The 25,268-nt window shown below is 71.5% G+C and carries 23 protein-coding genes and 1 riboswitch; of the genes, 15 read left to right on the top strand and 8 right to left on the bottom strand.

Annotated elements, in window-relative coordinates:
• Nucleotides 1-18 precede the first annotated feature (18 nt).
• Nucleotides 19-261 carry a superinfection immunity protein gene (locus tag OHA73_RS04465; RefSeq protein ID WP_327654247.1) on the top strand — a complete coding sequence of 81 codons (243 nt, stop codon included), beginning with the start codon at nucleotides 19-21 and terminating at the stop codon, nucleotides 259-261.
• 24 nt (nucleotides 262-285) lie between these two features.
• On the opposite strand, the gene OHA73_RS04470 is transcribed toward OHA73_RS04465, so the two are convergent.
• Nucleotides 286-900 (bottom strand): TetR/AcrR family transcriptional regulator, encoded by a 615-nt coding sequence (locus tag OHA73_RS04470; protein ID WP_327654248.1) that lies wholly within the window; start codon nucleotides 898-900, stop codon nucleotides 286-288.
• Between the two features lie 137 nt (nucleotides 901-1,037).
• Here OHA73_RS04470 and OHA73_RS04475 point away from each other — a divergent pair, with 137 nt between their 5' ends.
• The 7 genes from OHA73_RS04475 to OHA73_RS04505 all read left to right on the top strand — a co-directional run bounded on the left by OHA73_RS04475 (nucleotide 1,038) and on the right by OHA73_RS04505 (nucleotide 8,946).
• Nucleotides 1,038-2,471 carry a purine-cytosine permease family protein gene (locus tag OHA73_RS04475; RefSeq protein WP_327654249.1) on the top strand — a complete coding sequence of 478 codons (1,434 nt, stop codon included), beginning with the start codon at nucleotides 1,038-1,040 and terminating at the stop codon, nucleotides 2,469-2,471.
• A gap of 48 nt (nucleotides 2,472-2,519) precedes the next feature.
• Nucleotides 2,520-4,226 carry an amidohydrolase gene (locus OHA73_RS04480; protein ID WP_327654250.1) on the top strand — a complete coding sequence of 569 codons (1,707 nt, stop codon included), beginning with the start codon at nucleotides 2,520-2,522 and terminating at the stop codon, nucleotides 4,224-4,226.
• Between the two features lie 194 nt (nucleotides 4,227-4,420).
• The gene (locus tag OHA73_RS04485) at nucleotides 4,421-5,083 is read left to right on the top strand and encodes a hypothetical protein (RefSeq protein ID WP_327654251.1); all 663 of its coding nucleotides are present in this window, start codon (nucleotides 4,421-4,423) and stop codon (nucleotides 5,081-5,083) included.
• Nucleotides 5,080-6,423: a copper resistance CopC/CopD family protein gene (locus tag OHA73_RS04490; RefSeq protein ID WP_327654252.1), complete on the top strand. Its 1,344-nt coding sequence runs from the start codon at nucleotides 5,080-5,082 to the stop codon at nucleotides 6,421-6,423. Before OHA73_RS04485 ends, OHA73_RS04490 begins: the two co-directional genes overlap by 4 nt.
• A 65-nt stretch (nucleotides 6,424-6,488) precedes the next feature.
• On the top strand, nucleotides 6,489-7,589 hold the full coding sequence (locus OHA73_RS04495; RefSeq protein WP_327654253.1) for a cupredoxin domain-containing protein: 1,101 nt from the start codon (nucleotides 6,489-6,491) through the stop codon (nucleotides 7,587-7,589).
• A 131-nt stretch (nucleotides 7,590-7,720) separates the two neighbouring features.
• Nucleotides 7,721-8,257, top strand: a complete 537-nt coding sequence (locus OHA73_RS04500) for a hypothetical protein (protein WP_266717164.1) — start codon at nucleotides 7,721-7,723, stop codon at nucleotides 8,255-8,257.
• On the top strand, nucleotides 8,245-8,946 hold the full coding sequence (locus OHA73_RS04505) for a cupredoxin domain-containing protein (RefSeq protein WP_327654254.1): 702 nt from the start codon (nucleotides 8,245-8,247) through the stop codon (nucleotides 8,944-8,946). The genes OHA73_RS04500 and OHA73_RS04505 overlap by 13 nt, the downstream gene beginning before the upstream one ends.
• Here the strand turns inward: OHA73_RS04505 and thiD are convergent, their stop codons facing one another.
• The 4 genes from thiD to OHA73_RS04525 form a co-directional block, all read right to left on the bottom strand.
• Nucleotides 8,947-9,768, bottom strand: a complete 822-nt coding sequence (gene thiD, locus OHA73_RS04510; protein ID WP_327654255.1) for a bifunctional hydroxymethylpyrimidine kinase/phosphomethylpyrimidine kinase — start codon at nucleotides 9,766-9,768, stop codon at nucleotides 8,947-8,949.
• On the bottom strand, nucleotides 9,765-10,499 hold the full coding sequence (gene thiE, locus OHA73_RS04515; protein WP_327654256.1) for a thiamine phosphate synthase: 735 nt from the start codon (nucleotides 10,497-10,499) through the stop codon (nucleotides 9,765-9,767). Before thiE ends, thiD begins: the two co-directional genes overlap by 4 nt.
• A complete protein-coding gene (gene thiM / locus OHA73_RS04520; protein WP_327654257.1) occupies nucleotides 10,496-11,317 on the bottom strand; it encodes a hydroxyethylthiazole kinase in 822 nt (273 codons plus the stop codon). Before thiM ends, thiE begins: the two co-directional genes overlap by 4 nt.
• 68 nt (nucleotides 11,318-11,385) lie before the next feature.
• The gene (locus tag OHA73_RS04525; RefSeq protein WP_327654258.1) at nucleotides 11,386-12,786 is read right to left on the bottom strand and encodes a purine-cytosine permease family protein; all 1,401 of its coding nucleotides are present in this window, start codon (nucleotides 12,784-12,786) and stop codon (nucleotides 11,386-11,388) included.
• Nucleotides 12,776-12,870: riboswitch (TPP riboswitch) on the bottom strand. It overlaps the preceding gene by 11 nt.
• Before the next feature lie 414 nt (nucleotides 12,871-13,284).
• Here OHA73_RS04525 and OHA73_RS04530 point away from each other — a divergent pair.
• The 4 genes from OHA73_RS04530 to OHA73_RS04545 all read left to right on the top strand — a co-directional run bounded on the left by OHA73_RS04530 (nucleotide 13,285) and on the right by OHA73_RS04545 (nucleotide 18,245).
• Nucleotides 13,285-14,703: a family 2B encapsulin nanocompartment shell protein gene (locus tag OHA73_RS04530; RefSeq protein ID WP_267072038.1), complete on the top strand. Its 1,419-nt coding sequence runs from the start codon at nucleotides 13,285-13,287 to the stop codon at nucleotides 14,701-14,703.
• A 54-nt stretch (nucleotides 14,704-14,757) separates the two neighbouring features.
• Nucleotides 14,758-16,080 (top strand): family 2 encapsulin nanocompartment cargo protein terpene cyclase, encoded by a 1,323-nt coding sequence (locus tag OHA73_RS04535; protein WP_327654259.1) that lies wholly within the window; start codon nucleotides 14,758-14,760, stop codon nucleotides 16,078-16,080.
• 16 nt (nucleotides 16,081-16,096) lie between these two features.
• Entirely contained in the window at nucleotides 16,097-16,984 is an 888-nt protein-coding gene (locus OHA73_RS04540; protein WP_327654260.1) for a geranyl diphosphate 2-C-methyltransferase, read from the top strand.
• Nucleotides 16,985-17,141: 157 nt separating this feature from the next.
• Nucleotides 17,142-18,245 carry a hypothetical protein gene (locus OHA73_RS04545; protein ID WP_327654261.1) on the top strand — a complete coding sequence of 368 codons (1,104 nt, stop codon included), beginning with the start codon at nucleotides 17,142-17,144 and terminating at the stop codon, nucleotides 18,243-18,245.
• 69 nt (nucleotides 18,246-18,314) lie between these two features.
• Here OHA73_RS04545 and OHA73_RS04550 read toward each other — a convergent pair whose 3' ends face one another.
• Nucleotides 18,315-18,923: a TetR/AcrR family transcriptional regulator gene (locus OHA73_RS04550; protein WP_266717147.1), complete on the bottom strand. Its 609-nt coding sequence runs from the start codon at nucleotides 18,921-18,923 to the stop codon at nucleotides 18,315-18,317.
• Nucleotides 18,924-19,033: 110 nt separating this feature from the next.
• Here OHA73_RS04550 and OHA73_RS04555 point away from each other — a divergent pair, with 110 nt between their 5' ends.
• Both OHA73_RS04555 and OHA73_RS04560 read left to right on the top strand, forming a co-directional pair.
• Nucleotides 19,034-21,763: a family 78 glycoside hydrolase catalytic domain gene (locus OHA73_RS04555; RefSeq protein ID WP_327654262.1), complete on the top strand. Its 2,730-nt coding sequence runs from the start codon at nucleotides 19,034-19,036 to the stop codon at nucleotides 21,761-21,763.
• A 41-nt stretch (nucleotides 21,764-21,804) separates the two neighbouring features.
• Entirely contained in the window at nucleotides 21,805-23,088 is a 1,284-nt protein-coding gene (locus OHA73_RS04560; RefSeq protein ID WP_267072033.1) for an MFS transporter, read from the top strand.
• A 19-nt stretch (nucleotides 23,089-23,107) separates the two neighbouring features.
• On the opposite strand, the gene OHA73_RS04565 is transcribed toward OHA73_RS04560, so the two are convergent.
• On the bottom strand, nucleotides 23,108-23,806 hold the full coding sequence (locus OHA73_RS04565; RefSeq protein WP_267072032.1) for a hypothetical protein: 699 nt from the start codon (nucleotides 23,804-23,806) through the stop codon (nucleotides 23,108-23,110).
• A gap of 124 nt (nucleotides 23,807-23,930) precedes the next feature.
• On the opposite strand from OHA73_RS04565, the gene OHA73_RS04570 reads away from it, so the two are divergent.
• The gene (locus tag OHA73_RS04570; RefSeq protein ID WP_267072031.1) at nucleotides 23,931-24,581 is read left to right on the top strand and encodes a TetR/AcrR family transcriptional regulator; all 651 of its coding nucleotides are present in this window, start codon (nucleotides 23,931-23,933) and stop codon (nucleotides 24,579-24,581) included.
• A 7-nt stretch (nucleotides 24,582-24,588) separates the two neighbouring features.
• On the opposite strand, the gene OHA73_RS04575 is transcribed toward OHA73_RS04570, so the two are convergent.
• A complete protein-coding gene (locus OHA73_RS04575) occupies nucleotides 24,589-25,230 on the bottom strand; it encodes a TetR/AcrR family transcriptional regulator (protein ID WP_267072030.1) in 642 nt (213 codons plus the stop codon).
• Nucleotides 25,231-25,268 lie beyond the last annotated feature (38 nt).

Consider the following 25,268-nt stretch of genomic DNA (forward strand, 5'->3'; position numbering starts at 1 on the left):
CACAGGTAGGGTGACCTGGTGTTCTCAGACATAGGCCCCTTCGAACTGCTGGTCGTGGCGCTCGTGGCGCTGGCCGTCCTCAGCGTGCCGACGCTCGTCGCCCGCCGCCGGAGGGTTCAGCGCCTGCGGCTGGTCGTCGTGGTCAATGTGATCGGCGCCTTCACCGGATTGTTCTGGTTCGTCGCGCTGATCATGGCGATGACGATGGCCACCCGTGAGCCCGACGTCACGCCGGTGCCGGGCAGCCAACCGGGCCGCTGACGACTGGCCGCAACGCGGCGAGCGTCAGCCCGCCGCCGGCACCAGCGCCGCCGCCGCCGAGCGCGCCGCGGCCAGCGCCTGGCGGTGTTCGGCGCCCGGCTGGCCCAGGACGACCCGGGTGCTCAACCCGTCGAGCAGCGCGAGGAGTTGGGCCGCGCGGCCGGCGACGTCGTCGACGGCGAAGGCGCCGCGGTCCACCCCCTTGGCGAGGATCGCCTCCAGGTCGCGCTGCCAACCCTGGTCCAACTCCTGCTGCGCGGCGCGCAGTTCGTCGTCGGCCCCTGAGCGTGCCCACAGCTCGATCCAGAGCATCCAGCGCGGGTCGCGGGGGCCGGCCGGCAGATACAGGTCCAGGAAGAGGTCGAGCCGGCGGGCCGGAGTCACCCTGCGGGCCAGCAGCCCCGTCCGCTCGTCGGTGAGCGCGGCCTCGCTGTACCGCAGGGCCTCGACGAGCAGCAGGTTCTTCGAGCCGAAGTAGTAGAGCAGGTGGCCGCCGCTGGTGCCGAGCCGCTTGGCGAGCGAGGCCATGGTCAGGGACGCGAGGCCCTGCTCGGCGACGACGGCCGTCGCTTCCTGGAGCGTACGGGTCCGCAGATCGCCGCCCGGCCGTCCCGACCGTGCCGCTGTCGACCCTGCCATCCGTGCCGCCCCTCACCGCTGTTCGTGCTGATCGCAGCCTACCTCTTGACGTGGGGCGGCACCGCGCCGCATCTTGAATGCCATTCAAGTTTCTTGAACGGCATTCAAGCCGTTCCCTTGCGACGAGAGGCGACGGCATGACGGCACACCCGACCGCGCGGAACGCCCCCACGCGGGACGTCCCCACGCCGGACGCGCCCGCGCAGCCGGCCCGGGACGAGGTGTTCCAGGTCGAGGAGCACGGCATCGACCCGATCCCGGAGTCCGAACGGCACGGCGGGGCGCGGGACCTGTTCTGGCTCTGGTTCGGTTCGAACCTGACGTTCACCTACGTCATCAACGGCGCGCTGGCCGTCTCGTTCGGACTGTCCTTCTGGGAGGCCGTGCTCGCGGTCGTCCTCGGTGGCCTGACGTTCTTCGCCATCAGCGCGGCGGGCATGAGCGGCGTACGGACGGGCACGGCGACGCTGGTCATCTCCCGCGCCGCGTTCGGTGTGCGCGGCAACTGGCCGGCGGGCCTGCTGAACTGGATCGTCAGCATCGGCTACACCATCGTGAACACCGTCGTCGGCGTCCTCGCGCTCCAGGCGATCTGCGCCGAACTCGGCTGGCACGGCACCGCCGCCCGCGCCGCGAGCCTCGCCGCCACCCTGGCCCTCACCTTCGCCGTCGCACTGTGGGGCCACGCGACCGTGCAGTGGGCCGAGCGCTGGCTGGCGTACGCGCTGACCATCGGGTTCGCGGCGATGCTGCTGTTCCTGCTGCCGGGCACGGACACCGGCGCCGCACCCGCGCCGGGCGGTGCGGCCGCCTGGTCCCTCGCGTTCGTCGTGGTCCTCGCCGGGCCGATCAGCTATGTGCCGATGCCCGCCGACTACACCCGCTACCTGCCGGCGACCACCACGATGCGCGCGCTCACCTGGAACGGGGCGCTCGGCGGACTCATCTCCTCGGTGGCCCTCGGTGTCGCCGGCGCGGCGGCCGCGACACAGGCCGACCTCACGGACGCGGTGGCCGGGACGCAGGGGCTGCTGCCGGGCTGGTTCCAGCCGCTGTTCCTCGCCCTGGTGCTCGGCGGCTCGGTCACCAACTCGATCATCACGCTGTACTCGTCGAGCCTCAACCTCCAGGTCCTCGGCATCCCTTGGAGCCGCGCGAAGGCGATCCTGATCAGCGCGGCGGTGACGGCCGCAGGCTCGCTCGCCGCGCTGTTCCTGGTCGACTTCACGGAGTCGCTGCTGTCGTTCCTCTCGCTGCTCGTCATCGTGTTCGCGCCGTGGGGCGGTGTCTTCCTCACCGACATGGTGCTGCGCCGCTGCCGCTACGACGCCGAGTCCCTGCACACCGGACGCGCGGGCCGCTACTGGTACCGCGCCGGCTACAGTCCCGCCGGCCTGACCGCCCTGCTCGCCGGCATGGTCTTCGCGGCGCTCACCTGCGACAGCGCCCTGTGGCGGGGCCCGCTCGTGGCCCCGCTCGGCGGCATGGACCTCAGCGCCCTCGGCGCCGTCGTCGCGGCCGTCGTGTACGCGGCCTTTGCCCGCACCAGCGCGCGCCCGCACACCGCGTGACACCCCTTCCCTCACCACACCCCTCGTACGAGAAAGAACCGCATCCCCATGGCACGCGCACAGCACCACTCCCCCGAACCCGCCCCCGCCGACCTCGTCCTGCGCGGCGCCCGCATCCACACCGTCGATCCGGAACTGCCCGCGGCCGAGGCGCTCGCCGTGCGCGACGGGCGGATCGTGTGGCTCGGCGACGACGCGGACGCCGGGCGCTGGACCGGCCCGGACACCCGGGTCGTCGACGCGGAGGGGCGGCTCGTGCTGCCCGGGTTCATCGACGCCCACAACCACGTCCGGCTCGGCTCGGACGACGCCTGCGTCCAACTCGCCGGAGCGGCAAGCCTTTCGGAGATCCACGACCGCATCGCCGCCTGGCGCGAGCGGAACCCGGACGCCGCCTGGATCGAGGCCGAGGCATTCGACTACTCGGCGCTGCCGGACGGCCGGATGCCCACGGCCGCCGACCTCGACCCGGTCACCGGTGACACCCCCGCCATGGTCCTGAGCTACGACGTGCACACGGCCTGGCTCAACTCGGCGGCCCTGGACCGGCTCGGCGTCCGCGCCGACCGTACGGAACTCCCCTTCGGCATCGCCCAGACCGACCCGACGACCGGTGAACCCACCGGCTTCGTACGGGACTTCGCCGTGCGTGGGCTGTCCCGGGACGGCCACCGGGCGCTGCGCGAGCTCGGTGTGCCGTGGGCGTGCCCCGAGCGGCAGTACGGGCGGCTCGTGAAGTCGCTCGACGACGCGATCCGGTTCGGCATCACCACGGTGGTAGAGCCGCAGAACTCCCTGGACGACCTGGCCCTGTTCGAGCGGGCCAGGGCCGAGGGGCGGCTGCGCTCGCGGCTCGTCGCCGCCCTGTTCCACCCACGCGGCACCTCGGACGCGGACCTCGACGACTTCGAGGCAGCCACGCGCGCGTACCGCGACGAGCGGATGCAACTCGGCCCGCTCAAGCTCTACATCGACGACGTCGTGGAGCCGCGCACGGCCGCGCTCCTCGAACCGTACTCGACCGGCTGTGGGGGTCACCGGGGCGAGACCTTCTACCCGGCCGAGGAGTTCGCCGACCTGCTCACGAAGCTCGACGCCCGCGGCTTCCAGTGCTTCGTGCACGCCACCGGCGACCGGGGCATCCGCACCGTCCTGGACGCCGTCGAGCAGGCCCGCGCCGTCAACGGCCCGCGCGACGCCCGCCACCAGGTCGTGCACGTGGAGTGCCTGGACCCGGCGGACGCGCCGCGCTTCGCCGGGCTCGGCGTCGTGGCGTGCATGCAGCCGCGGCACTGCGCACCGGAGATCGCGGGCCCCGGCCAGGACTGGGCGGCGAACGTCGGGGCGGGCCGCTGGCACAAGGCGTGGCCGATGCGCACCCTCGACGCGGCCGGCGCGACCCTCGCGTTCTCCAGCGACTGGAACGTCGCGGAGATGGACCCGATGATCGGCATCTACACCGCCATCACCCGCAAGCCGCTGGCCGGCGGCCCGGCGTGGATGCCCGAGGAGACGGTCGACGTGGCCACGGCCGTGCACGCCTACACGATGGGTTCGGCGTACGCCAACTTCCTTGAGGACGAGCGGGGTTCGCTGTCCGTAGGCAAGGTCGCGGACTTCGCCGTGCTCTCCCGGGACATCCTCCGGGCCGCCCCTGAAGACATCCCCGGCACCGTCGCCGAACTCGTCGTGGTGGCTGGGGACGTGGCCCACGAGACGGGCATATGCAGGAGCGGGCATTCCGTGAAGAATTGATGGGCACCTTGCTCCTTTTCGCCATTTCCCTCTGTACGGCAATGCGTGCATTCCACCGGTGAAGACCTTTCTCACAGTGGACCTGGTCGCAGAAATGAGGCAATGAAACCGCGCATTAACTGACGCGTATCCACCGGGACTCCTGGCGTCGATGCACTCCTTGGCATTGCAGGTCCGCCGTCAGGAGGAAATTCATGTCCTTCTTCGCCAGGGCTTCCTGGCCAGGAGACCACCGTGACGAGGTCGTGGCCGGCGCGCTCGCCGCCGCCGTGATCATCGTCCTCGGCTACGCGTCCGGCATCGGCGCAACGGCCGACCAGACCACAGCCGGCACCGCCCCGCCGACCGTCGGGGCGCCCGCCTCCCCGTCCGCCCCCAGCAGCCCCGCTCCGACACCGACCGAGTCCCCCACGTCGGATTCCGGAGGTGACGGAACCGGGGACACCGGCGAGCTGCCCGTGGGCGGAATTCCCGGCGGCGGCACGGGAGGAGCGGGGGAAGCCGCGGCCGGCCATGAGGGGCACGACAATTCCAGTGGCCTTCCCGGTGACTCCGGCCATTCCGGTCACACGTCGCCGAACTCGCCGACCCCCTCATCACCGCCGTCCGCCACCCCTTCGCCTTCCCCCTCCTCCCCCTCGACGTCGCCGTCGTGCGCGGCCGGAGAAGTCCGCCTCGTACAGCCGCTCCTGAAGGGGGCGCTCACCCCTGTGACCGGGCTTCTGGATGGCCTGACCAACGGGGGCGACGGGACCTCCTCATCGGCGCCCGGCTCTCAATCCGCATCCGACGAAGAGGTCACCCCCTGCGTCGGCCTGGCCTCCGACCCCGCCCTGCTCACGGAGTTGACGCCGTGAGAACTCGCACTCGCTCCCTTTACGTCGTCGTTCTCGCCTTCGTGGCACTCCTGTTCACGACCCCCGCCGCCTCCGCTCACACCGAGCTGGAGTCCTCGTCCCCCAAGAGCGGGGCCCGTCTCGACGAGCCCCCGAAGGAAGTCACGCTCACCTTCACCGAGCCCGTCGACCTCGCCGACCTCCATGTCACCCTGGGCGGCGACGAGTTGGCGCTCGCGCAGGGGAAGGTCCGCGACACCGTTGCCGCCGACATCCCCCTACGCAAGGCCAAGGAAGCCGGCCGCCGCCTCACCCTGGATTGGCATGTACGCAGCAAGGGGGACGGGCATCCGTCCTCCGGGTCGCTGTCCTTCGCCCTCCCCGCGCACACCGGTTCCACCGCTCCGGACCACACATCCACGGACGACGCCGCCGCCCCCGCGGTCGCGCCGTCCGGCACGGTCCGCACCGCCTGGGCCGTCGCCCGCTGGGTCGGATATCTCGCGCTGGCGCTGTACGTCGGCGGGCTCGCGTTCGTAGCGATGCTGTGGCCCGATGGCACACGGGAGCGCAGGACCCGGCGCATCCTCGCCTCGTCCTGGGCGGCCGGCCTCGTCGCCACCGTGGCGGCGGCCGGGCTACAGGGCGCGTACGGCGCGATGGGCTCGGTCGGCGACGCGTTCAAGGCCTCCACGTACGTCGACCTGTTGGGCAGTGAGGTCGGTGTCGCCCTGGCCTGCCGGGCCCTGATGTGGGTGCTCGCGGCGGTGGTGCTCGCCGCGCTGTTGCAGAACGGCGAGCGCGCCGCACGGTCGCCGGGCTGGCGGGTCGGTGCGGCCGTCGTCTGCCTGGGGCTGCTGCGCACCACGGGCATGGCGGGCCACAACTCCGAGGGCAGTCACCCGGGTTGGGGCGCGGTCGCAGACCTCGTCCATCTGCTCGGCATCTCGCTGTGGCTCGGCGGACTCACCCTGCTGCTGGCCGGCGTGCTGCCGCGCCGCCGCCCGGAGGAGATGTCGACCGCCGTCTCCGGCTACTCGGTGCTCGCCGGGGTGTCCGTCGCCGCGATCGCGGCAGCCGGGGCCGTACTCACCTGGCAGGTCGTCGGCTCGTTCGACGCCCTCTTCGCCACCGGATACGGGCAGCTGCTGCTCGTCAAACTCGCGCTGCTGGCCGGGGTGTTGCTCATCGCGCAGCGCAGTCGCGGCTGGGTGCGCACCCGGCTCGACATCGCCGTTCTACTGCGCGGGGACCGCGCGACCGTACGGCCCTTCGTCTACTCGGTCGCGGCCGAGACGGGGCTCGTCCTCGTCGTGCTCGCCGCGACGAGTTTGCTGGTCACCGCCGCTCCCGGCCGTTGACCCGCGTACCACCATCACCCAGTCCACAAGCCGATCCGCAAGGAACCGTGAGGAGAAGTTCGTTCATGACTACTGACGTTTCCGATCGCGACACACAGGCGCGGCAGCGCCCGCCGTCCCGGCGCGGCAATCGTGCCCTGCTCGCGGCCGGGCTCGGCGCCGCCCTGGCGTCCGTGGGCTGCCTCGGCCTCCTCCAGGCGGCCGACGGAGCCGCGGCTCCCGCCACCGCCGCGCCCCAACCGGCCGCCGAGGCCCACTCGATGGCCCAGATGCAGGAGCAGCGGCCCGCCGCCGCGGCAGCTGCGGCCGACCACACGATGAAGATCGCGGACATGAAGTTCGCGCAGACCAAGATGACCGTCAAGGTCGGCGAGACCGTGAAGTGGGTCAACGAGGACTCCGCTCCACACACGGTCACCGCGACGAGCGGCCCCGCGAAGTTCGACTCCGGCACGATGGAGAAGGGCGACAGCTGGTCGTACACCTTCACCAAGCCCGGAAAGTACGAGTACTACTGTGCCGTGCACCCCGACATGGTCGCGTCGATCACGGTGGTGGCGGACGACTCCGGCGGCGGGGCGGGCGGTTCGGACACGGGTGGTTCGGGCAGCACGGGCGGCTCCGGAAGCACGGGCGGTTCCGGCTCCGGTGGCTCGACCGGCGGCAGCGGATCCGGCGGCTCGACGGGCGGTTCCACCGGCGGCTCGTCCGGCGGTTCGTCCGGGGGTCACGAGTCAGGCGGCTCCATGGGCGGCGCCACCGGAGGGTCGAGCGGCGGTTCCGGCGGTGGCGACGACGGTGACGACGCCGGGCAGTGCCAGAGCGTCCAGCAGGTCCTCCTGCCCATCCTCCAGCACCTCAACAAGGCCCACCTGGAGGAGTCCCCGGGCCAGCAGGTCCAGGACGCGCTGAAGCTCGACAGCTACATCAAGATGCACACCGTCTGGGTCGAGTCGATCCTCACGCCCACCGTGGAAGGCGGCGGCTCCGTCCTCGACGGCACGCTCGGCGTCCTGCTCCAGCACGTCAACTCCGCCCATCTCGAGGAGTCCCCGGGCCAGCAGGTGGCGGACATCCTGAACCCGGACGCGTACGTCAAGATGCACACGGTCTGGGCGGAGCGCCTCCTCGCACCGTCGATCAACTACGTGTCGACCTCCTGCTGAACCGAGGTCGCCGACGAGGCGCGTGATGGCGGGCCGGCCGAGTCGCAGTCGGCCGGCCCGCCACCGCCGCCATTGTCCCCGCACGACCCGCCCAATGCCATGCCCCTCCCTCGTGAACCGAGGTGCCCGCCATGAGCGCACACATGACCACGCAGACCCTGCCCGTCCCGTCCGCCGCCCCGCCCGAACCCGGCCCTTCCTGGCTGCCACGCCCCGGCGCGTACGCCGCCGCCGGAGACCGCTGCATCGTCGAAATCAGCACCCGGCTCGGCCCGTTGACCACCCTGCGCCGCCGCGTCACCGCCGACGAGGCGACACTCACCGTCGCACCGACACCCGACGACTGTGTGCTGGCTCTCCGGCTCACCGGTGACGCGCTCGGCGGCGACGAGCTCTCCTTCGTCAGCACCGCCCTCGAACCGCGGGCGGACGGCGCCCAGTTGCTCGTCCACGGTGAGCTGGCCACGGCCGACACGACCGTTCCCGGCGTCCCCGCGACGCTGCCCCTGCGCGTCGTTTCCCGCACGGACGACACACTCCTCGTCCTCGGCACCGCCCGCGTCCCCTACGGTCACCTGCGCCGCACCACGGGCTTCGCCCTGTCCCGCATCCGCCCCGCAGACCAGCTGCGTCTGCTCGTCGCCGCGGAGTTCACATGCCCCGCCTGACCCACCGCGCCGCACACCTCGCGCTCGCCACCGTGATCGGCTCCGGCGCCGTCGTGTCCCTCCCCGTGCCCGCCGCACACGCGGCGGGTCACCAAGTCCTCATGTCGGACTACAAGTTCGGGCCCCGTACGCTCACGATCCCGGTCGGCGACAGCGTCACCTGGGTCAATCAGGACACCGCGCCGCACGACGTCAAGACCACGTCGGGCCCGGCCTCGATCCACTCACCGATGCTCGACAAGGGCGGCACCTGGAGCCACACGTTCACCAAGGCGGGCTCGTACGGCTACGTCTGCACCGTGCACCCCGGGATGACCGGCGGAATCGTCGTCAAGGCCGCCGCGACGACCCGCGCCCCGGCTCCCAGCACCCCACCCCCGGCGGCCGCACACACCCACGAACACCCCAGCCCGACACTCACCAAGACATCGAGCGCGAGCCCCACCCCCAGCTCGACACCCACGCCGTCCGAACACCACAGCAGCGCTGCCGCCGCGCCACCGGCCCCCGCATCCCCCACATCGCAAGCGGAGCAGACCCCGGCGACCCAGGCCGTCGGCGCCGCCCGCCCGCTCGACCCGCTGCTCGTCCTGGCCGGGATCGTCGCCGGGTGCGCCGTGCTCTGCCTGCTCCTGGTCGGCTCCCGTGCGGCGGCGGCCTCCGCCGCGCACCCCCGGGGAGGGGAGTGATCACACCGCGCGGAACCGCCACCCATGGTCGACCGGCCCGATCCCGGCCCCCAGCGCGAACCCCGCCGCGATGGCCCCGGTGACGTACTCCTTGGCCCGGCGCACCGCCTCCGGCACCTCATGCCCCTGGGCAAGACCGACCGCGACGGCCGAGGCGAGGGTGCAACCCGTGCCGTGGGTATGGGCGTTGTTGTGGCGCGGCGAGCGCAGCCAGTGCTCGTCCGTGCCGTCGGTGAGCAGGTCGACGGCCTCGCCGGGCAGGTGACCGCCCTTGATGAGCACCCAGCGGGGACCGTAGGCGAGCAGCCGCTCGGCGGCCCGCCGCATGTCACGTTCCGCGGTGTCGGCCTCGACCGCGACGCCGGTGAGTTCGGCGACCTCGTCGAGGTTCGGCGTGACCACCGTCGCCACCGGCAGCAGGCGGTCCCGTACGGCGTCGATCGCATCGTCGGCGAGCAGCCGGTCGCCGTGCTTGGAGACGCTGACGGGGTCGACGACGACGGGGGCCGGCACCTCGGACAGCAGCTCGGCGACCGTGACGACCATGTCGGGGGCGGCGAGCATGCCGGTCTTGAGCGCCTGCACGCCGATGTCGTCGACGACGCTGCGGTACTGGGTGCGCACGGCGTCGAGCGGGATGCTCCAAGCGCCTTGTACGCCAAGGGAGTTCTGGGCCGTCACGGCGGTGAGCACGCTCATGCCGTGCGCGCCGAGGGCCAGCATGGTCTTGAGGTCGGCCTGGATCCCGGCGCCTCCGCCGGAGTCGGACCCGGCGATGGTGAGCACGCGGGGCGGCGCGACCGCGGGCGGTGTCTCGGTCATGCGGAGGCATCCTTTCGGATACGGGGACGGGTGTGGGTATCTCGGCTGCCGGCCCAGTGGTCGGCGTAGGTCCGGGCGGCGACCAGTGGGTCGTCGGCGGCGCAGATGCCCGAGACGATCGCGGCCCCCGCCGCGCCCCCGGCCCGCAGGTGCGGCAGGTCGGCCGGGATGACGCCGCCGATGGCCACGGCGGGCAGCGCGCTCGCCCCGGCCAGTGCGGCGAAGCCGTCGAGGCCGAGCGGCTCGGGGGCGTCGTCCTTGGTGCGGGTGGTGTGCAGGGCGCCGATGCCGACGTGGTCGACGCGGGCGTCGGAGACCGCGGCGGCGTTCAGCTCCTCAGCGGTGGCCGCGCTCAGCCCCAACACCGCGTCGTCGCCGATGAGTTGACGTACGGCGGTGGCAGGCAGGTCGGACTGGCCCACGTGGACGCCCGTGACGCGTGCGCCGTTCGCCCGTGCGGCCAGGAACACGTCGACCCGGTCGTTGACGATCAGCGCGACGTGCTCGGGCAGGACCTCGGCGACGTCCAGGACGGTGCGCAGGAACTCCCGTCCGCTCGCGTGCTTCTCCCGGATCTGTACGGCGGTGACGCCCCCGGCCACGGCCTGCGCGACGGTCTCGGTCACGGTGCGGCCGCGGGCCGCGCACTGCGCGGTGTCGGTGACCAGATACACCGACAGGTCGACACCGGCATCCGTCGGCCGAGGGCGGGCCGTCATGTGTGCCGTCATGACACCTCCGCATGCTTCGCGAGGTCCTCCGGGGTGAGCGCGGCGAGCGCGTCCAGGAAGCCGACGGCGAAGCTGCCGGGTCCTGCCGCGGTCCGGGCCGCGGACTCGGCGGCGACCGTGTACGCGGTGGCCGCGGCGACGGTCGTCGCGAACCGGTCCTCGTCCACCGCGGCGAACGCGGCCATCACCGCGCCCAGCGCGCAGCCGCCGCCGGTCACGCGGGTCAGCAGGGCGTCCCCGTTGGCGATCCGGGCGGTGCGCGTGCCGTCGGTGACGTAGTCCACGGGCCCCGACACGGCGACCACGCTGCCCGCCGTCCGCGCGAGCTCCGCGGCCGCGTCCTCGGCGTCGTCGACACCGTGGGAGGCGTCCACGCCCCGGCCGCCGCCGCCCGCGCCCGCGAGCGCGATGATCTCGGAGGCGTTGCCCCTGATCACGGTCGGCCGCAGCGCGAGCAGGTCGGCGGCCAGGGCCGTGCGTACGGGCAGCGCGCCGATGGCCACCGGGTCGAGCACCCACGGTGTGCCCGCCTCGGTCGCGGCGCGCGCCGCCTCGGGCATGGCGGCGCGCTGCTCGGCGCGCGGGGTTCCGAGGTTGACCAGCACGCCCGAGGCCACGCGGGCGAAGGGCCCCGCCTCGTCGGGGATGTCGACCATGGCGGGCGCGGCGCCCACCGCGAGCAGCACGTTGGCGGTGAACCCGGTGACCACCGCGTTGGTCAGGCACTGCACCAGCGGTGCGTCGTGCTGTACGCGCCCGAGCGCCTGCGCCGCGAAGGCGACGAGGTCATCGGGGCGGCCGGGGGGCGTCTGGTGCATGGGGTGACTCCAGGTACAGGAGGTGCGACAAGTACAGGTGGTGCGAGGTACAGGGCTCGTACGGCAGGTCAGCCGCGTCGCCGCAGCCGCAGCGGCGCGTACACAACGGCGGCCACGAGGAACGCTACGTAGTACGACACGTCCGCGCCGTGCAGCGCTTCGGCCACCGGGCCCACGTACAGGCTGGTGTCCATGAACGGGACCGCCGCGGCGAAGGCCGCCGCGAAGGCCAGCAGGGCCGGCCAGGCGGGCTGCCGCCGCTCGCGCTCGGCGGCGAGGTCGAGCGGCGCTCCGGCCCGCGCCCTGGCCCGCGCACGCCAGTCGACGAGGACGATCGCCACGAAGCCGGGGATCCAGTACCCGACGAACAGCAGCACATTCTGGAACCGTGCGGTGGTGTCGGCGGCGTGCATCCACAGCACCAGCGGGAAGCCGAGCGCGGCGGCGAGGGCGGCGGCCGCCGGGCGCGGGATGCGCACGCCGATGGTCTGCAGGGCGAGCGAGCCGCTGTAGTCGTTCATGGCGTTGCTGCACAGCGCGGCCAGCGCCACCGCGAGCAGCCCGAACGCGCCGACCGCTCCCCCGCCGAGGATCTTGTCGACCCCGGCCGCCGTCTGGTCGGTCAGCACGGAGGCGCCCCACAGCCCGAGCGCCTGGACGGCCACGAACGACACCAGCAGGCCGAGCAGCGTGTACCAGAACATGCGGGTACGGGAGGTGGTGGCGGGCAGGTAGCGGCTGAAGTCGCTGGCGTACGGCGCCCAGGACAGACTGAGGCTCAGCGCGATGGTGCTGGTCAGGACGAACGCGCCGGCGCGGTCGGCCCCGTGCACGGAGCCGTGGGCGGCCGGGTGCACGCCGTCGAGCAGCCGCCAGGCGATCAGCGCGAACGCGGCGCCGAGCACAAAGGTCATGACGATCTGCAGCCGGTGGATGGCCTCGTAGCCGAAGACACCGAGCAGGCCCTGAGCGAGCAGCATGACGAGGACGCCGGCCCAGAACGGCCAGCCGAACAGCCGGGCCAGCGCGTCGCCGCCGAACAGGCCGATCAGCGCGTCCCACGCGATGGACGACAGCCACTGCAGCACGCCCGGCAGCACGACGCCCCGCCCGAACGCGAGCCCGGCCAGCGGCAGTTGCCCCGCCCCGGTCCGGCTCCCCCACGTCCCCAGGTAGGCGGTCGGCACCGCCCCGACCAGGGTGCCGAGCACGACGGCGGCGAGCGCGGTCGCGAAGTCGAGGCCGAGCGCGATGCCGACGGTGCCGGTGAAGACGCCGGTCATGGTCAGGTTCGGGGCGAACCACACGGTGAACAGGCGCCCGGCCCCGCCGTAGCGGTTGCCCTCGGGCACCGGTTCGATGCCGTGCCCCTCGATGCCGAGGTCGCCGGGTGCCGCGGGCATCCGCCCGTCGAAGGCGCCGCTCTCGCGGTCGGCAGGCAGGCCATTGGAAACATGCGCGACAGGCATGAGACATCCCTCCGCCAGTACGAACTGGTTCAGGTTCGACGGGTGTGTTCTCAGCCCTCGGGTGGGGCACCCCGTGTCCGGTTACGGCGGCCAGGGTAACGCGATGGCCGGGGTCGGTGCGCGCGTGGGTTCCCGTTCCGCCATGCCGCCTCTACCTTGCCCCGTGCAAAGTCCGCAATGAGGACCTGTGCGGCAGCTGGCCGACTTCCATCGGGTTTGCGATGCCGCGGCGCCCTCCCGCCGCGTGGACACAGGGCCGGCGTCCGCAGGGGCACACCACGAAAACGGGCCGAGATCCATCGGTCACCGGGCAAACACCGCGCGGCCTTGATCATCGCATCGAGCTAATGTCACCGGCTTTCCTTGGTTGGGCGGTCGAGGCGGCCCTTACGGTGATCCAGGTTCTGGACGCATTACCCCTGACATATCCATCTTTCCTTCTTCTGTCCCGTTGTTACGGGCAAGCGCGCTTTCGCCCGACCAAGGAGAGCTCACTCGATGACCGTTGACTCGACCACGCCGGACACCGCGTCGGTGCCGCGGCAGCAGACCAGCCTCGGCACGGCGGCCGCCCGCAACCTCGCCACCACGACCAAGTCCGCACCGCAGATGCAGGAGATCACCTCGCGGTGGCTGCTGCGGATGCTGCCCTGGGTCGAGACCAAGGGCGGCGTCTACCGGGTGAACCGCCGCCTGACCTACACCGTCGGCGACGGGACCATCGAGTTCATCCAGGACGGCGGCGACGTCCGGGTGATCCCCCGCGAACTCGGTGAACTGGCGCTGCTGCGCGGCTTCGACGACGTCGAGGTGCTCACCACCCTCGCCGACCGGTGCGTGCAGCGCGACTTCCGGGCCGGCGACACACTGGTCGAGCGCGGGGCACCGGCGGACAAGCTCCACCTGATCGCCCACGGCCGCGTCAGCCAGCTCTCCGAGGGAGAGTACGGCGACGAGGTCGCGCTCGACGTCCTCGCCGACGGCGACCGCTTCGGCGACAGCGCACTGCTGGACGAGGACGCCCGCTGGGAGCAGACCGCGGTCGCCGAGACCTCGGGCACCCTGCTCACCCTGTCGCGCTCCGACTTCGCGGCCGTGCTGTCCGCGGCGCCGCACCTGCGGGAGCACGTCGACGAGTTCAAGTCGCTCGCGAGCCGGGGCCAGAACCATCGAGGCGAGGCCGAGATCCCCATGTCGGCGGGGCACGTGGGCGAGCACGAACTGCCCGGCGCCTTCGTCGACTACGAGGCGAAGCCGCGCGAGTACGAGCTCTCGGCCGCCCAGACGATCCTGCGGGTGCACACCAGGGTCGCCGATCTCTACAACGAGCCGATGAATCAGACGAAGGAGCAACTCCGGCTCACCATCGAGGCGTTGCGCGAGCGCCAGGAGCACGAGCTCGTCAACAACCGGGAGTTCGGCCTGCTCCACAACGCCGACTTCAAGCAGCGCCTCCAGCCGCACTCGGGTCCGCCCACGCCGGACGACCTGGACGAGCTGCTCTGCCGCCGCCGCGGCTCGAAGTTCTTCCTGGCGCACCCCCGCACGATCGCGGCGATGGGGCGCGAGTTCAACGCGCGCGGGCTCTATCCCGACCACGTCGACCTCGGCGGCCAGCAGGTGCCGGCCTGGCGCGGGGTGCCGATCCTGCCCTGCAACAAGATCCCGGTCACCAAGGAGCGCACCAGCTCGATCCTCTGCATGCGTACCGGCGAGGACAACCAGGGTGTCGTCGGCCTGCACCAGACCGGGCTGCCGGACGAGTACGAACCGGGGTTGTCGGTCCGGTTCATGGGCGTCGACGAGCAGGCCATCACCAAGTACCTCGTCAGCACCTACTACTCCGCCGCGATCCTCGTGCCGGACGCGGTCGGTGTGCTGGAGAACGTGCAGATCGGCCGCTGGCCCAGCAGGTAGCGGAGCAGGACCTTCGGCCGACCGCCCCACCAAGGAGCCCTCAAGGAGACATGGATGCCCCCGCCTGAGCCGACACCTCCTCAGTCGAGCCTGCCGGAAGCGGTCTCCCGCTTCGGGGCGCAGGTCCTGGCCGACGCCGCGGCCCGCGCCCGTGACATCGCCGCCGTCACGGGCGGCGCGCCCCGAGTGGCCCCGCCGGCCGCCGAGGCGCCCACGGTCGAGGTGCCGACGGCCCCGGTGCCCGCGGCCGAGGTGCCTGCGGCCGAAGTCCCGGCCGCGACCGCCGACTTGGAGCGGCTGCTGCGCGGGCCCAGCGGCCTCGGCACGGCGGGCCTGCGGCTGACTCCGCGAGCGGAGCCGAGTCCGTCGGACCCGGCTCCGACGCCAAGTACCGCGAAGGGCCGGCCCGTTCCCGGCCTGTACCACCACCCGGCGCCCGACCCCGATCCCGTACGGGTCGCGGAGGTCGGCCGCCGGATCAAGGCCTGGGCGCTGGACGAGGTCGACCTGTACCCCGACGACTGGGAGGAGGAGTTCGACGGATTCTCCGTGGGCAGCTACATGGTCGGCTGCCACCCCGACGCACCCACCGTCGACCACATCATGATCGCCACCCGGCTGATGATGGCCGAGAACGCGCTGGACGACTGCTACTGCGAGGACCACGGTGGCTCGCCCGTCGGCCTCGGCTCCCGGCTCCTGCTCGCGCACACCACGCTCGACCCGCTGTACACGACGCGGGAGTACCAGCCGCAGTGGGTGGAATCGCTCTACGCGGACGCGCCCCGGCGCGCGTACCGCTCCGCCATGGAGTACTTCGTCCAGGCCAGCAGTGATTCGCAGGCCGACCGCTATCGGCACGACATGGCCCGGCTGCACATGGGCTACCTCGCCGAAGCGGCCTGGTCCGAGCACGACCACGTACCGGAGGTGTGGGAGTACCTGGCGATGCGCCAGTTCAACAACTTCCGCCCCTGTCCGACCATCACCGACACCGTCGGCGGCTACGAACTGCCGGCGGATCTGCACGCCCTGCCGGACATGCAGAAGGTCATCGCGCTCGCGGGGAACGCGACGACCATCGTCAACGACCTGTACTCGTACACGAAGGAACTCGACGCTCCCGGACGGCACTTGAACCTGCCGGTCGTGATCGCGGAACGCGAGGACCTGTCCGACAAGGAGGCCTACCTCAAGTCGGTCGAGGTCCACAACGAACTCATGCACGCCTTCGAGACAGAGGCCGCGGCCCTGGCCGCCGCCTGCCCGCTCCCGAACGTCCAGCGCTTCCTGCGGGGCGTCGCGGCGTGGGTCGACGGCAACCACCAATGGCACCAGAACAACACCTACCGCTACAGCCTGCCCGACTTCTGGTAAGAGATAGGACACATCAGTGACCAGCACCGAACTCACCGCCACGGCCCCCACGACCACCCCGTACATCCCCGAGCCGGCCACCCCCTACCAGGGGGACATCGCCCGCTACTGGGACGGCGAGGCCCGGCCGGTCAACCTGCGGCTCGGCGATGTCGACGGTCTGTACCACCACCACTACGGCATCGGCGCCGTCGACCACTCCGCGCTCGGCGACGGGACGGGTGACGCGAACGAGCAGAAGCTGATCGCCGAGCTGCACCGTCTCGAGTCCGCACAGGCCGAGTACCTGCTCGGGCACCTCGGTGACATCGGGCGCGACGACACCCTGGTGGACGCCGGCTGCGGCCGCGGCGGTTCGATGGTGATGGCGCACCAGCGCTTCGGGAGCAAGGTCGAGGGAGTCACGCTCTCCGCCAAGCAGGCCGACTTCGCCAACGGCCGGGCCGAGGAACTCGGCATCCAGGACCACGTCAGGGCGCGCGTCTGCAACATGCTGTCCACCCCGTTCGAGACCGGGCAGATCTCGGCGTCGTGGAACAACGAGTCGACCATGTACGTCGATCTGCACGACCTGTTCGCCGAGCACTCCCGCATCCTGGAGGTCGGCGGCCGCTACGTGACCATCACCGGCTGCTGGAACCCGCGGTACGGCCAGCCCTCGAAGTGGGTGTCCCAGATCAACGCGCACTTCGAGTGCAACATCCACTCGCGCCGGGAGTACCTGCGCGCGATGGCCGACAACCGCCTGGTGCCGCAGACCGTCATCGACCTGACGCCCGACACTCTTCCGTACTGGGAGCTGCGGGCCACGTCCTCGCTGGTGACGGGGATCGAGGACGCGTTCATCAACTCGTACAGGGACGGCTCGTTCCAGTACCTGCTGATCGCGGCGGACCGCGTCTGACCGTCCGCTGACCACCAGGGAGGGGCCGTTCGCGAGCGGCCCCTCCCCCCTTCGACACACCCGGCGTTCGCGCCTGTGCCATGATCCGTCGACGGCGGCCGGCCCTGGGGAGGGACCGGCCGCCACTTACACGGCACGACACAAGGGGAGTTCACAAGTGAATCCGGGTGGGGATCAGAGCGGTTCGTCGCTGTCGGACGAGGATTGGGAGCGCTTCCTCCAGGAGTCCGAGGACGGTGTGCGGGACGCTCCGAAGGAGCCGTCGGCGCGCGCCCGCATGGTGACGCGCCGTTTGCAGGAGGAGGACGCCCGGCCCGATCCGTGGCGTTCGCACCAGCCGGCCCGGCGGCGCCACCGTACGGGTTGGTACGTGCTCGGCCTGGTGGCGGCGCTGGCCGTGGTGGTCGTGGCACTCGCTCCGGGACGGGTGACGGACTGGTTCGGGTCCGGGTTCGGATTCGGGTCCAGCTCCGCCTCCGACGAGACGACACCGCTCGCCGCGTCGCCGCCACCCGCGGGGTCGGCGGAACTCCCCACACTGGCCGATCCGTTCAAGGGCTCCCCCGCCGCACGCTGGGCCTCCGGAACGGCCGGGATCTCTCTGCCCGCGGCCCGGGCCACCGGCTGGATGAGCAAGGCCCAGGTCGCCCGGACCCTCGAACGCTCCCGGGACTTCCTCGCCGCGTCCAGCCTGGACCCCGGGGTGCTGCGCGGCGAACACCCCGCCGAGGCCATCGCCCTCATCAACCCCCACCAGCCGAAGGAACGCTCCTTCCTGGACAGGTCACTGACCTCACCGAGCGAGAAGTACAACCCGCTCGTCCTGTTCAGCCGCTTCGACGCAACGAAGGTCGAGCCGGCCGGCGACGTGGTCAAGACCCGTGGCCGCATCACGTACCGCGCGGGCGAGAAGGGTGCGCTGGAGGTCACCACCGACGTCACGTACGTGTACCCGGTGATGAGCGCGGAGACCGGCGACGACCGTGTCACACGCGTCATCGTCCGCCGCGAGGTCGTCATGAACTGGCCCGACCCGGCGAAGGTGATCACGGAGCCGGGCACCTTCTCGGTCGTCTCGAACCGCGTGGACACCACCAACGCCGGCTGCGAGACCTACACCGGCTACCTCACCCCGACCTTCACCGCCGAGCACGCCGCCGGCGACGGCCCCGTGGTGGACCCGTACGACCGGAGCGTCGCGATGGACGAGCGGATGGGCGGGGCCGGGGACGAGAAGTGCGGGGTCGCTACGCGGTCGTGAACCGGAGGGGGCGGCGCGTCCGCCGAGCGCCCCGCCCCGCCCCGTCCTGCCCCTCGCCGACCCGATCCATCATGGGCGCAGTGACTCGGCCAGCCGCTCCAGGTGCCGCCTGATGTCGGCGAGCAGGTCGGTGCGCCCGCCGGACAGGACCCACTGCAACTGAAGGCCGTCGGACACGGCGATGCACTCTCGTGCGATGGCCTCGTAGTCGACGTCCTCACGGAAGAAGCCCTTCCGGGCACACGCCTCGAAGCGTGCCGCGAGTTCACTGATCGTGCGTTGGTACCTGGCCGCGAAGAGCTCGTGTGCGGCGCTGGACGGGTCCGCCGCCTCGGCGCTCAGCGTGACGAACAGTTCGATGAGTCCCGGCTCGGAGACGAATCGTCGGGTGACCGCGAGCAGGGCGTCGATCAGCGCGTCCCCGTCGGCGTCGGCCGAGGAGTCCACGAGGGCGGCCGCGACATCGAAGCGATGCTCGGCGACCGCGAGCAGCAGGTGCTGCTTCGACGGGAAGTGGTGCAGCAGGCCGGTCGCCGTGATGCCCACTTCCTTGGCGATGCCCGTCATCGAGGTGTTCGCATACCCCGTTGTCGCGAACCGCTCGGCGGCCGTCGCGACGATGCGGTCCCTTCTCTCCCGTCCCACGGCGTAGCTGCCTCGACGTCTCGACTCGCTCATGCACCGCAGCCTATCCCCGAAAACCGAACCCATTGGCTTTTCATTGAAACCCGAGTACTTTCGGTTTTCGTTCTCGCCGCCCGACGAGGCATGTCACGAAGGAGCCGCCGGTGGTCGCAGCACCCGTCACCCACCTGACCGTCGAGTACCAGCCCGCCGCCCTCGCGATCGCCGTGCCGTGCCCACGCCTGTCCTGGGTGCCCGGACGGGAGCAGTCCGCTTACGAGATCGAGGTACGTGCGGCCGGTGAACTCGTCGCCCACACAGGGCGCGTGCCCAGCCGGGAGTGCCACCTGGTGGAGGTGCCGGATCTTCGCCTGCGTTCCGACACCGACTACGAGTGGCGCGTGCGCGTCTGGGACACGGACGGGGCGGTGAGCGGCTGGGCCTCCGCCCGGTTCGGAAGCGCGCTGCTGTCCGCGGACGACTGGACGGCCAGCTGGGTGCTGCCGAAGGCGCGCCCCACCGACATCGAGCGGTGGACCCTGCTCGACTGGGTCACCGGCCGCCGCCCCCAACAGGAGGCGAGCGAACGCCTCGTACCGGTGCAACTGCTGCGCCAGCGCTTCGATCTCGACGCCCCCGTGGTGCGAGCCCGCCTCTACCTGACGGCCCGAGGCATCTACACCGCGGAGCTGAACGGCCGACGCGTCGGCGACGAGGTCCTGGCGCCCGGCTTCGACAGCTACACCTCCCGCCTCTCCGTGCAGTGCTACGACGTGACCGATCTGCTCGGCCGCGGCGACAACATCCTGGGCGTGGCGCTCGCGGACGGCTGGTGGGCCGGGCGGATCGGGCTGACGGGGTCGAGCGCCCAGTTCGGCGCCACCACCGGCGCGCTCTGGCAACTGCACGTCGAGACGCACGACGGACAGCGCCACCGTGTCACCTCCGACGGTGACGTGGTGTCCGCCGAAGGACCGTGGCCATACGCGGACCTCTTCATCGGCGAGCGCTTCGACGCCCGCCTGTACGACCCGGCTTGGAGCACACCGGGCTTCGACGACACCACCTGGAACCCGGTCGAGACCGAGCCGACCGACCCGGGCGTGCTCGTTCCCTTCGCCGGGGAACCGGTCCGCCGCGTCAACGAACTGCCGGCGCTGTCCGTTGCCCCGGACCCCGACGGCGGCTGGATCGCCGACTTCGGGCAGGTGGTCGCGGGCCGCGTCAGGATCACGCTGCGGGCGCCGGGCGAGGGTGACACCGTCACGCTCGAACACACCGAGACACTGGACGCGGACGGCCGCTGGTTCGAGAACATCGATGGCATCAACAAGGAGCAGCGCGACACCTACGTCGCCGCCGGCCGCCCGGCCGAGACATACGAGCCCTCCTTCACCTTCCACGGCTTCCGCTACCTACGGGTGCGCGGGATCCAGGCCCCGCCCCACCTCGACGACCTGCGGGCGGTGGTGCTCTCCAGCGACCTGCCCCAGACCGGGTCCCTGCACCTGTCCGACGAGCGCCTGGACCGGCTGCACCGCAACGTGGTGTGGAGTCAGCGCGCCAACTTCCTGTCCGTACCCACGGATTGCCCGCAGCGCGAGCGGGCCGGATGGGCCGGAGACATCCAGGTCTTCGCCCCCGCGGCGGCCAACAACGCGCTCGTCGCACCGTTTCTGACCCGATGGCTGGACAACCTGCGCGCGGACCAGGACAGCGAAGGGCGTATCCCGATCCTCTCCCCTCGCTCGACCTACGACGACCAACTGGCGGACACCGCCGAGGGGTTCGGCTCCATCAAGGCCTGCGCCGGGTGGAGCGACGCCATCGCCCTGGTGCCCTGGGTGCTCTACGAACGCTACGGCGACCGGCGGGTGCTGGCCGACACACTCGATGCCGCGCTGCACTGGATCGACCACCAGCGCGGCAGCGCCGCCGAGTTGCCCGAGCGGCTGCGTGACACCGCCCTCACACCCGAACAACACACCCGCCAGGCACTCCTCTACAACGCGGGTGAACACTTTGGCGACTGGCTCACACCGAGCACCCTGGAGGGACGCCCCCTCCACGAGGCCATCGGCATCGCGCCGAAGCTGACGGCCGAGCTGATCGCGCCGATGTTCCAGGCACAGACGCTCACGGTCACCGCCCGATCCGCCGCCGCACTCGGCCGCACCGCCCTCGCCGCGCGACTGCGCGACGAAGCCGCACACGTCCGCGCGGCCTTCGCGGCCGAATACGTCGATGCCGAGGGACGTCTACCGGTCGCCCTGCAAGGCCCGTACGTCCTGGCCCTCGCCTTCGACATGGTGCCGGCCGCGCAACGCCCACTGCTCGTCGACCATCTCGTACACCTCATCACCGAGCGCGGCGAGCGCCTGGACACCGGATTCCTCTCGGTTCCGTATCTGCTCGATGTCCTCTGGGACGCCGGCCACGCGGACCTCGCGCGGCGCCTGCTGTGGCAGGACACGTGCCCGTCCTGGCTGTACGAGGTCGACCGCGGCGCCACCACCATCTGGGAGGCGTGGGACGCCATCACGCCCGACGGCACGGTCCGCGCCGTCTCGTTCAACCACTACGCCTTCGGCTGCGTCGACGACGTGCTGTACCGGCGCATCGCCGGCATCCGGGCCACCGCCCCGGGCTACCGCTCCGCGGTGCTCGAACCCGACCTCACCGGCCCGTTGGACCACGCCGACGCCGAGGTGTGGACACCGTACGGCCCGCTCCGCGTCGACTGGACCGTCACCTCCGGTGTCGCCGCGATCCACACCGAGATACCGCACGGCGTGGACGCCGTACTGGTCGCGGCCGGCCGCTCCGTCCAACTCGCCCCAGGTACCCACTACTTGCACATCTCCCTGCCCGCACAGGAGCACGGCAAGAAGTAGCACTACACCCCACGGTCATGCTTCGGACAAAGGAGTTCCCGATGACCGCCAACGCACTCCCGCTCACTCCGGCGAACGCCTCCGTCACCAACGACACGGGCCCACGCCGCGGATTCATCCTCGTTCTCGGCCTCGCGGTCGGCTCCCTCAACGGAGTCCTGCTCGCCGCCTCGATCCTCACCCTCTCCATAGCGGCAGGCGGCATCGACAGCGCCCGGGCCACGACCGTGCTCTCCGCCGCCGTCACGGCCGGTGGGGTCGCCCAACTCGTGGGCTACCCCTTGGTCGGCCGACTCAGCGACCGCACCGCGTCACGATTCGGCCGCCGTCGCCCCTACCTGTTCAGCGGGGCGGTCGTCATGGCCATCGGCGGCGCACTGGAGGTCGTCGCCCGCTCGACCACGGTCCTCGCTCTCGCCTACGTAACCCTGTCCATCGGCGCGGTCTGCGCCCTCGTGGCATGCAACGCGATCGTCCCCGACCAACTGCCCGCCGAGCGCCGCGGTCCCGCGTCCGCGGCCATCGGACTCGGCGCCCCCATCGGCGCCGTGGTCGGAATCTTCCTGGCCCAACTCGGCCAGCCGGACCTCGGACTCATGGTCCTTTACCCCACCGCCCTGGGCATCGCCTCGGCACTCGTCCTCGCGGCGTTCATCACCGACCGGCCGATCGGCCGCGCCGAACGCCCGCGGGTCACGCTGCGGATGACGTTGACGACCTTCTGGGTCAACCCGGTCCGCCATCCCGCCTTCGGGCTCGCCTGGCTCAGCCGCTTCTGCATCTTCTTCGGCGTCTCCAGCGTCAACGGCTACCAGGCCTTCTACCTGATCACGGTCCACCACATCGACCCGGCGACCGTCGGCACGAGCGTCCTGATGGCATCCCTTGTCGGCACTGGCACGGCCGTGCTCTTCTCACCGCTCGCCGGAAAACTCTCCGACAAGGTCGGCCGGCGCAAACCCTTCGTCATCACCTCCGCGGTGCTGTTCGCCGCCGGACTCGTCCTCACGGCTCTCGCCCGCGACTTCCCCGCATTCCTCGCCGCCGTGGCCGTCACCGGCCTGGGGCAGGGCATCTACTTCGCGGTCGACTTCGCCCTGATCACCGAGGTCCTGCCCGACCTGGACAACACCGCGAAGGACCTCGGCATCATGAACCTCGCCATGTCCCTGCCGTCCTCGGTCGTCCCCGCGATCGCCCCGACGCTCCTCGCGATCGGCGCGTCGACCGCAGCCCCGCAGAACTACGCCGCCCTGTTCGGCGCCGGAGCGGTCGCCGCCGTCATCGGGGCCCTGGCCATCACCCCTATCCGCGGGGTCCGATAGCCGCCCACACGCGCCCAGTTCAGGCACGAGCCTCCGCGGCCGCAACGATCCAGTTCCTGAACTCCACGGCGTAGTGCCGCATATGGTGGTCCAGAATGTCCTCGGGGCAGGCCGTGGGGAAGTAGACCGTCAGGCTCGCGGTGAACCCGTCGGCGGTGTCGCCGAACTGGATCAGCGCCCGCCCGACGACGGTGCCGTCCTCCAGGAACAGGTTCGAGGACTTCTTGTTCGGGAACTCCGCCTCCGGCAGGAGTTCGGCCGCGTCGTCGGCCCAGGCCATCGCGGCCGTCCCCCAGCCGCCCATGTAGAACGAGCAGACGTGGGGGCCGATGTTCTCCACCACGCGCGCCCCGATCTCATCGGCGCCCATCACGTAGTGCTCGGGGTGGGCGGCCAGGAGCGGGCGCTCGTCGCCGCCCTCGAAGGCCGCGTCCATCCAGGCCAGGAACTCGCCCGAGGTCAGACCGCGCGCCGTGAGCACCGTCGTGCCCGCGTTGAACTTGCCGTCGGAGGTGCGCGCGCACTCCCGCAGGAAGGCGTTGCCCTTCTCGATGTCCTCGGCCAGCAGGTCGAGCAGGCCCTCGCGGCCCAGTCGCGTCCGGAAGCGGTCCAGGGCGCGGCGCGCGTAGAACAGCTCCATGTCGTCGATGCTCCCGGCGCCGGTGGGCCCCGAATCGAGCGTCACGGTCACGGCCTGGGCCTTCTGGTCGTCGGTCACGGGCAGCTCCTCCAGTCAAATGCGAACGTGCATGTACATTCGCTTTATGGCGATGAGAGTAGCCAGAGCGGGACACCCCTTGTCAACAACCGCTGCCATGACCGCCGTCGATACGATGCGGGGCATGACCGACCAGCACGACCGCCCGGCGCCGTACCGACAGCCCCAACAGGCGCGCAGCGCCGCGACGCTGGCCCGCGTGCTGCGCGCGGCGGAGGAGATCGCCGCCTCGTCCGGCCTGGAGGAGATGACGATCACCGGCGTCGCCGCACGCGCCGGCGTCTCGGTCGGCACCATCTACCGCCGCTTCGAGGACAAAGAGCAGCTGATCAACGCACTGACGGAACGGATGCTGGAACGGCGCGAGGCGTACGTGACCGAGCAGCTGAGCAAGGCCGAGCCGTCGCTCCCGGGCGTCATGGACGCCTACGCGCACGCCCTGCTGCACTCCTTCGCCGACCACAGCAACCTCTTCCCCGAACTGCTGCGCACACGGGGGACCAAGCCTCCGGACCGCGGGGCGCGCACCATCACCGAGGTCCACCGCCTTCTGCTCGAGGCAGCGGCCCCCTATGCCGGCGAGATCCGCCGCTCCGACCCGCACAAGGCGCTGGACACCGCGGCCCGCGCCATCCTCGGCGCGTGCTTCCACAACTCCGTACGCCCCGACCCGGCCACCGGCGAGCAGGCCCAACGCCAGTACGCGGACGAACTCAGCGACATGGCGATCGCCTACCTCCTCACGCCCGACCGCCGCGGCGCCGACCGCACTTGAGGCACCCTTAGCCGTCGACGGCCGGCGGCGCCGGGACCAGCACGCTCTGCACGGCGGGTCCGACGAGCGTGATCAGCTTCCCGCGCTCGGCGCCGGTCAGCGTGGGGACACCGACGACGCGGCGCCCGACCACGAGCCCGACGAGCATCGACGACACGATGCCCGCACGGAGCGTCGCGTCGTCGATGTCGCGCGACGTAATGGCGTCGACGAGCAGCCGCTCCTCGAGGAACTCGCGCAGCTGGCCGTTGGCCTGATCGTTGGCGATGGCGCCCCGGAGCATCGCCATGAGCGGCTCCGAGCTCGCGGCGTCCACCTCCCACACATCGAGGAAGGCCCGGACCACGCGTTCACCGAGTCCCTCGTCCGGGCCCTCGAACGCCTCACTGAAGCGCGTCAACGCCTCCGCGGGGACGGACATCACGGCAGCGAACAGCTCGTTCTTCGACCGGAAGAACTGCATCACCAGCGACGCGTCCACCCCGGCGTCGGCCGCGACCCGGCGGATCGTGGTCGCGGTGAAGCCGTCCGCCGCGAAGCGGGCGCGAGCCGCCGTGAGGATCGCCTGCCGGGTCGTGTTCGTGCCCGGCCGGCGCCCGCGACGAGCGGCGGGGGTGGCCTCGGCGGCGGCACTCGTATGCGCGGTCATGCCCCAAAACTACCTCCCATGCAATTAACTCAACACGT

The sequence above is a fragment of the Streptomyces sp. NBC_00483 genome (assembly GCF_036013745.1).
GTDB lineage: Bacteria > Actinomycetota > Actinomycetes > Streptomycetales > Streptomycetaceae > Streptomyces.

Coding starts and splice junctions, on each gene's coding strand:
- OHA73_RS04470 (WP_327654248.1), bottom strand. CDS start 900: ATGGCAGGGTCGACAGCGGCACGGTCGGGACGGCCGGGCGGCGATCTG.
- OHA73_RS04500 (WP_266717164.1), top strand. CDS start 7,721: ATGAGCGCACACATGACCACGCAGACCCTGCCCGTCCCGTCCGCCGCC.
- OHA73_RS04570 (WP_267072031.1), top strand. CDS start 23,931: ATGACCGACCAGCACGACCGCCCGGCGCCGTACCGACAGCCCCAACAG.
- thiD (WP_327654255.1), bottom strand. CDS start 9,768: ATGACCGAGACACCGCCCGCGGTCGCGCCGCCCCGCGTGCTCACCATC.
- thiE (WP_327654256.1), bottom strand. CDS start 10,499: ATGACGGCACACATGACGGCCCGCCCTCGGCCGACGGATGCCGGTGTC.
- OHA73_RS04530 (WP_267072038.1), top strand. CDS start 13,285: ATGACCGTTGACTCGACCACGCCGGACACCGCGTCGGTGCCGCGGCAG.
- OHA73_RS04550 (WP_266717147.1), bottom strand. CDS start 18,923: ATGAGCGAGTCGAGACGTCGAGGCAGCTACGCCGTGGGACGGGAGAGA.
- OHA73_RS04535 (WP_327654259.1), top strand. CDS start 14,758: ATGCCCCCGCCTGAGCCGACACCTCCTCAGTCGAGCCTGCCGGAAGCG.
- OHA73_RS04495 (WP_327654253.1), top strand. CDS start 6,489: ATGACTACTGACGTTTCCGATCGCGACACACAGGCGCGGCAGCGCCCG.
- OHA73_RS04525 (WP_327654258.1), bottom strand. CDS start 12,786: ATGCCTGTCGCGCATGTTTCCAATGGCCTGCCTGCCGACCGCGAGAGC.
- OHA73_RS04560 (WP_267072033.1), top strand. CDS start 21,805: ATGACCGCCAACGCACTCCCGCTCACTCCGGCGAACGCCTCCGTCACC.
- OHA73_RS04480 (WP_327654250.1), top strand. CDS start 2,520: ATGGCACGCGCACAGCACCACTCCCCCGAACCCGCCCCCGCCGACCTC.
- OHA73_RS04575 (WP_267072030.1), bottom strand. CDS start 25,230: ATGACCGCGCATACGAGTGCCGCCGCCGAGGCCACCCCCGCCGCTCGT.
- OHA73_RS04485 (WP_327654251.1), top strand. CDS start 4,421: ATGTCCTTCTTCGCCAGGGCTTCCTGGCCAGGAGACCACCGTGACGAG.
- OHA73_RS04475 (WP_327654249.1), top strand. CDS start 1,038: ATGACGGCACACCCGACCGCGCGGAACGCCCCCACGCGGGACGTCCCC.
- OHA73_RS04505 (WP_327654254.1), top strand. CDS start 8,245: ATGCCCCGCCTGACCCACCGCGCCGCACACCTCGCGCTCGCCACCGTG.
- thiM (WP_327654257.1), bottom strand. CDS start 11,317: ATGCACCAGACGCCCCCCGGCCGCCCCGATGACCTCGTCGCCTTCGCG.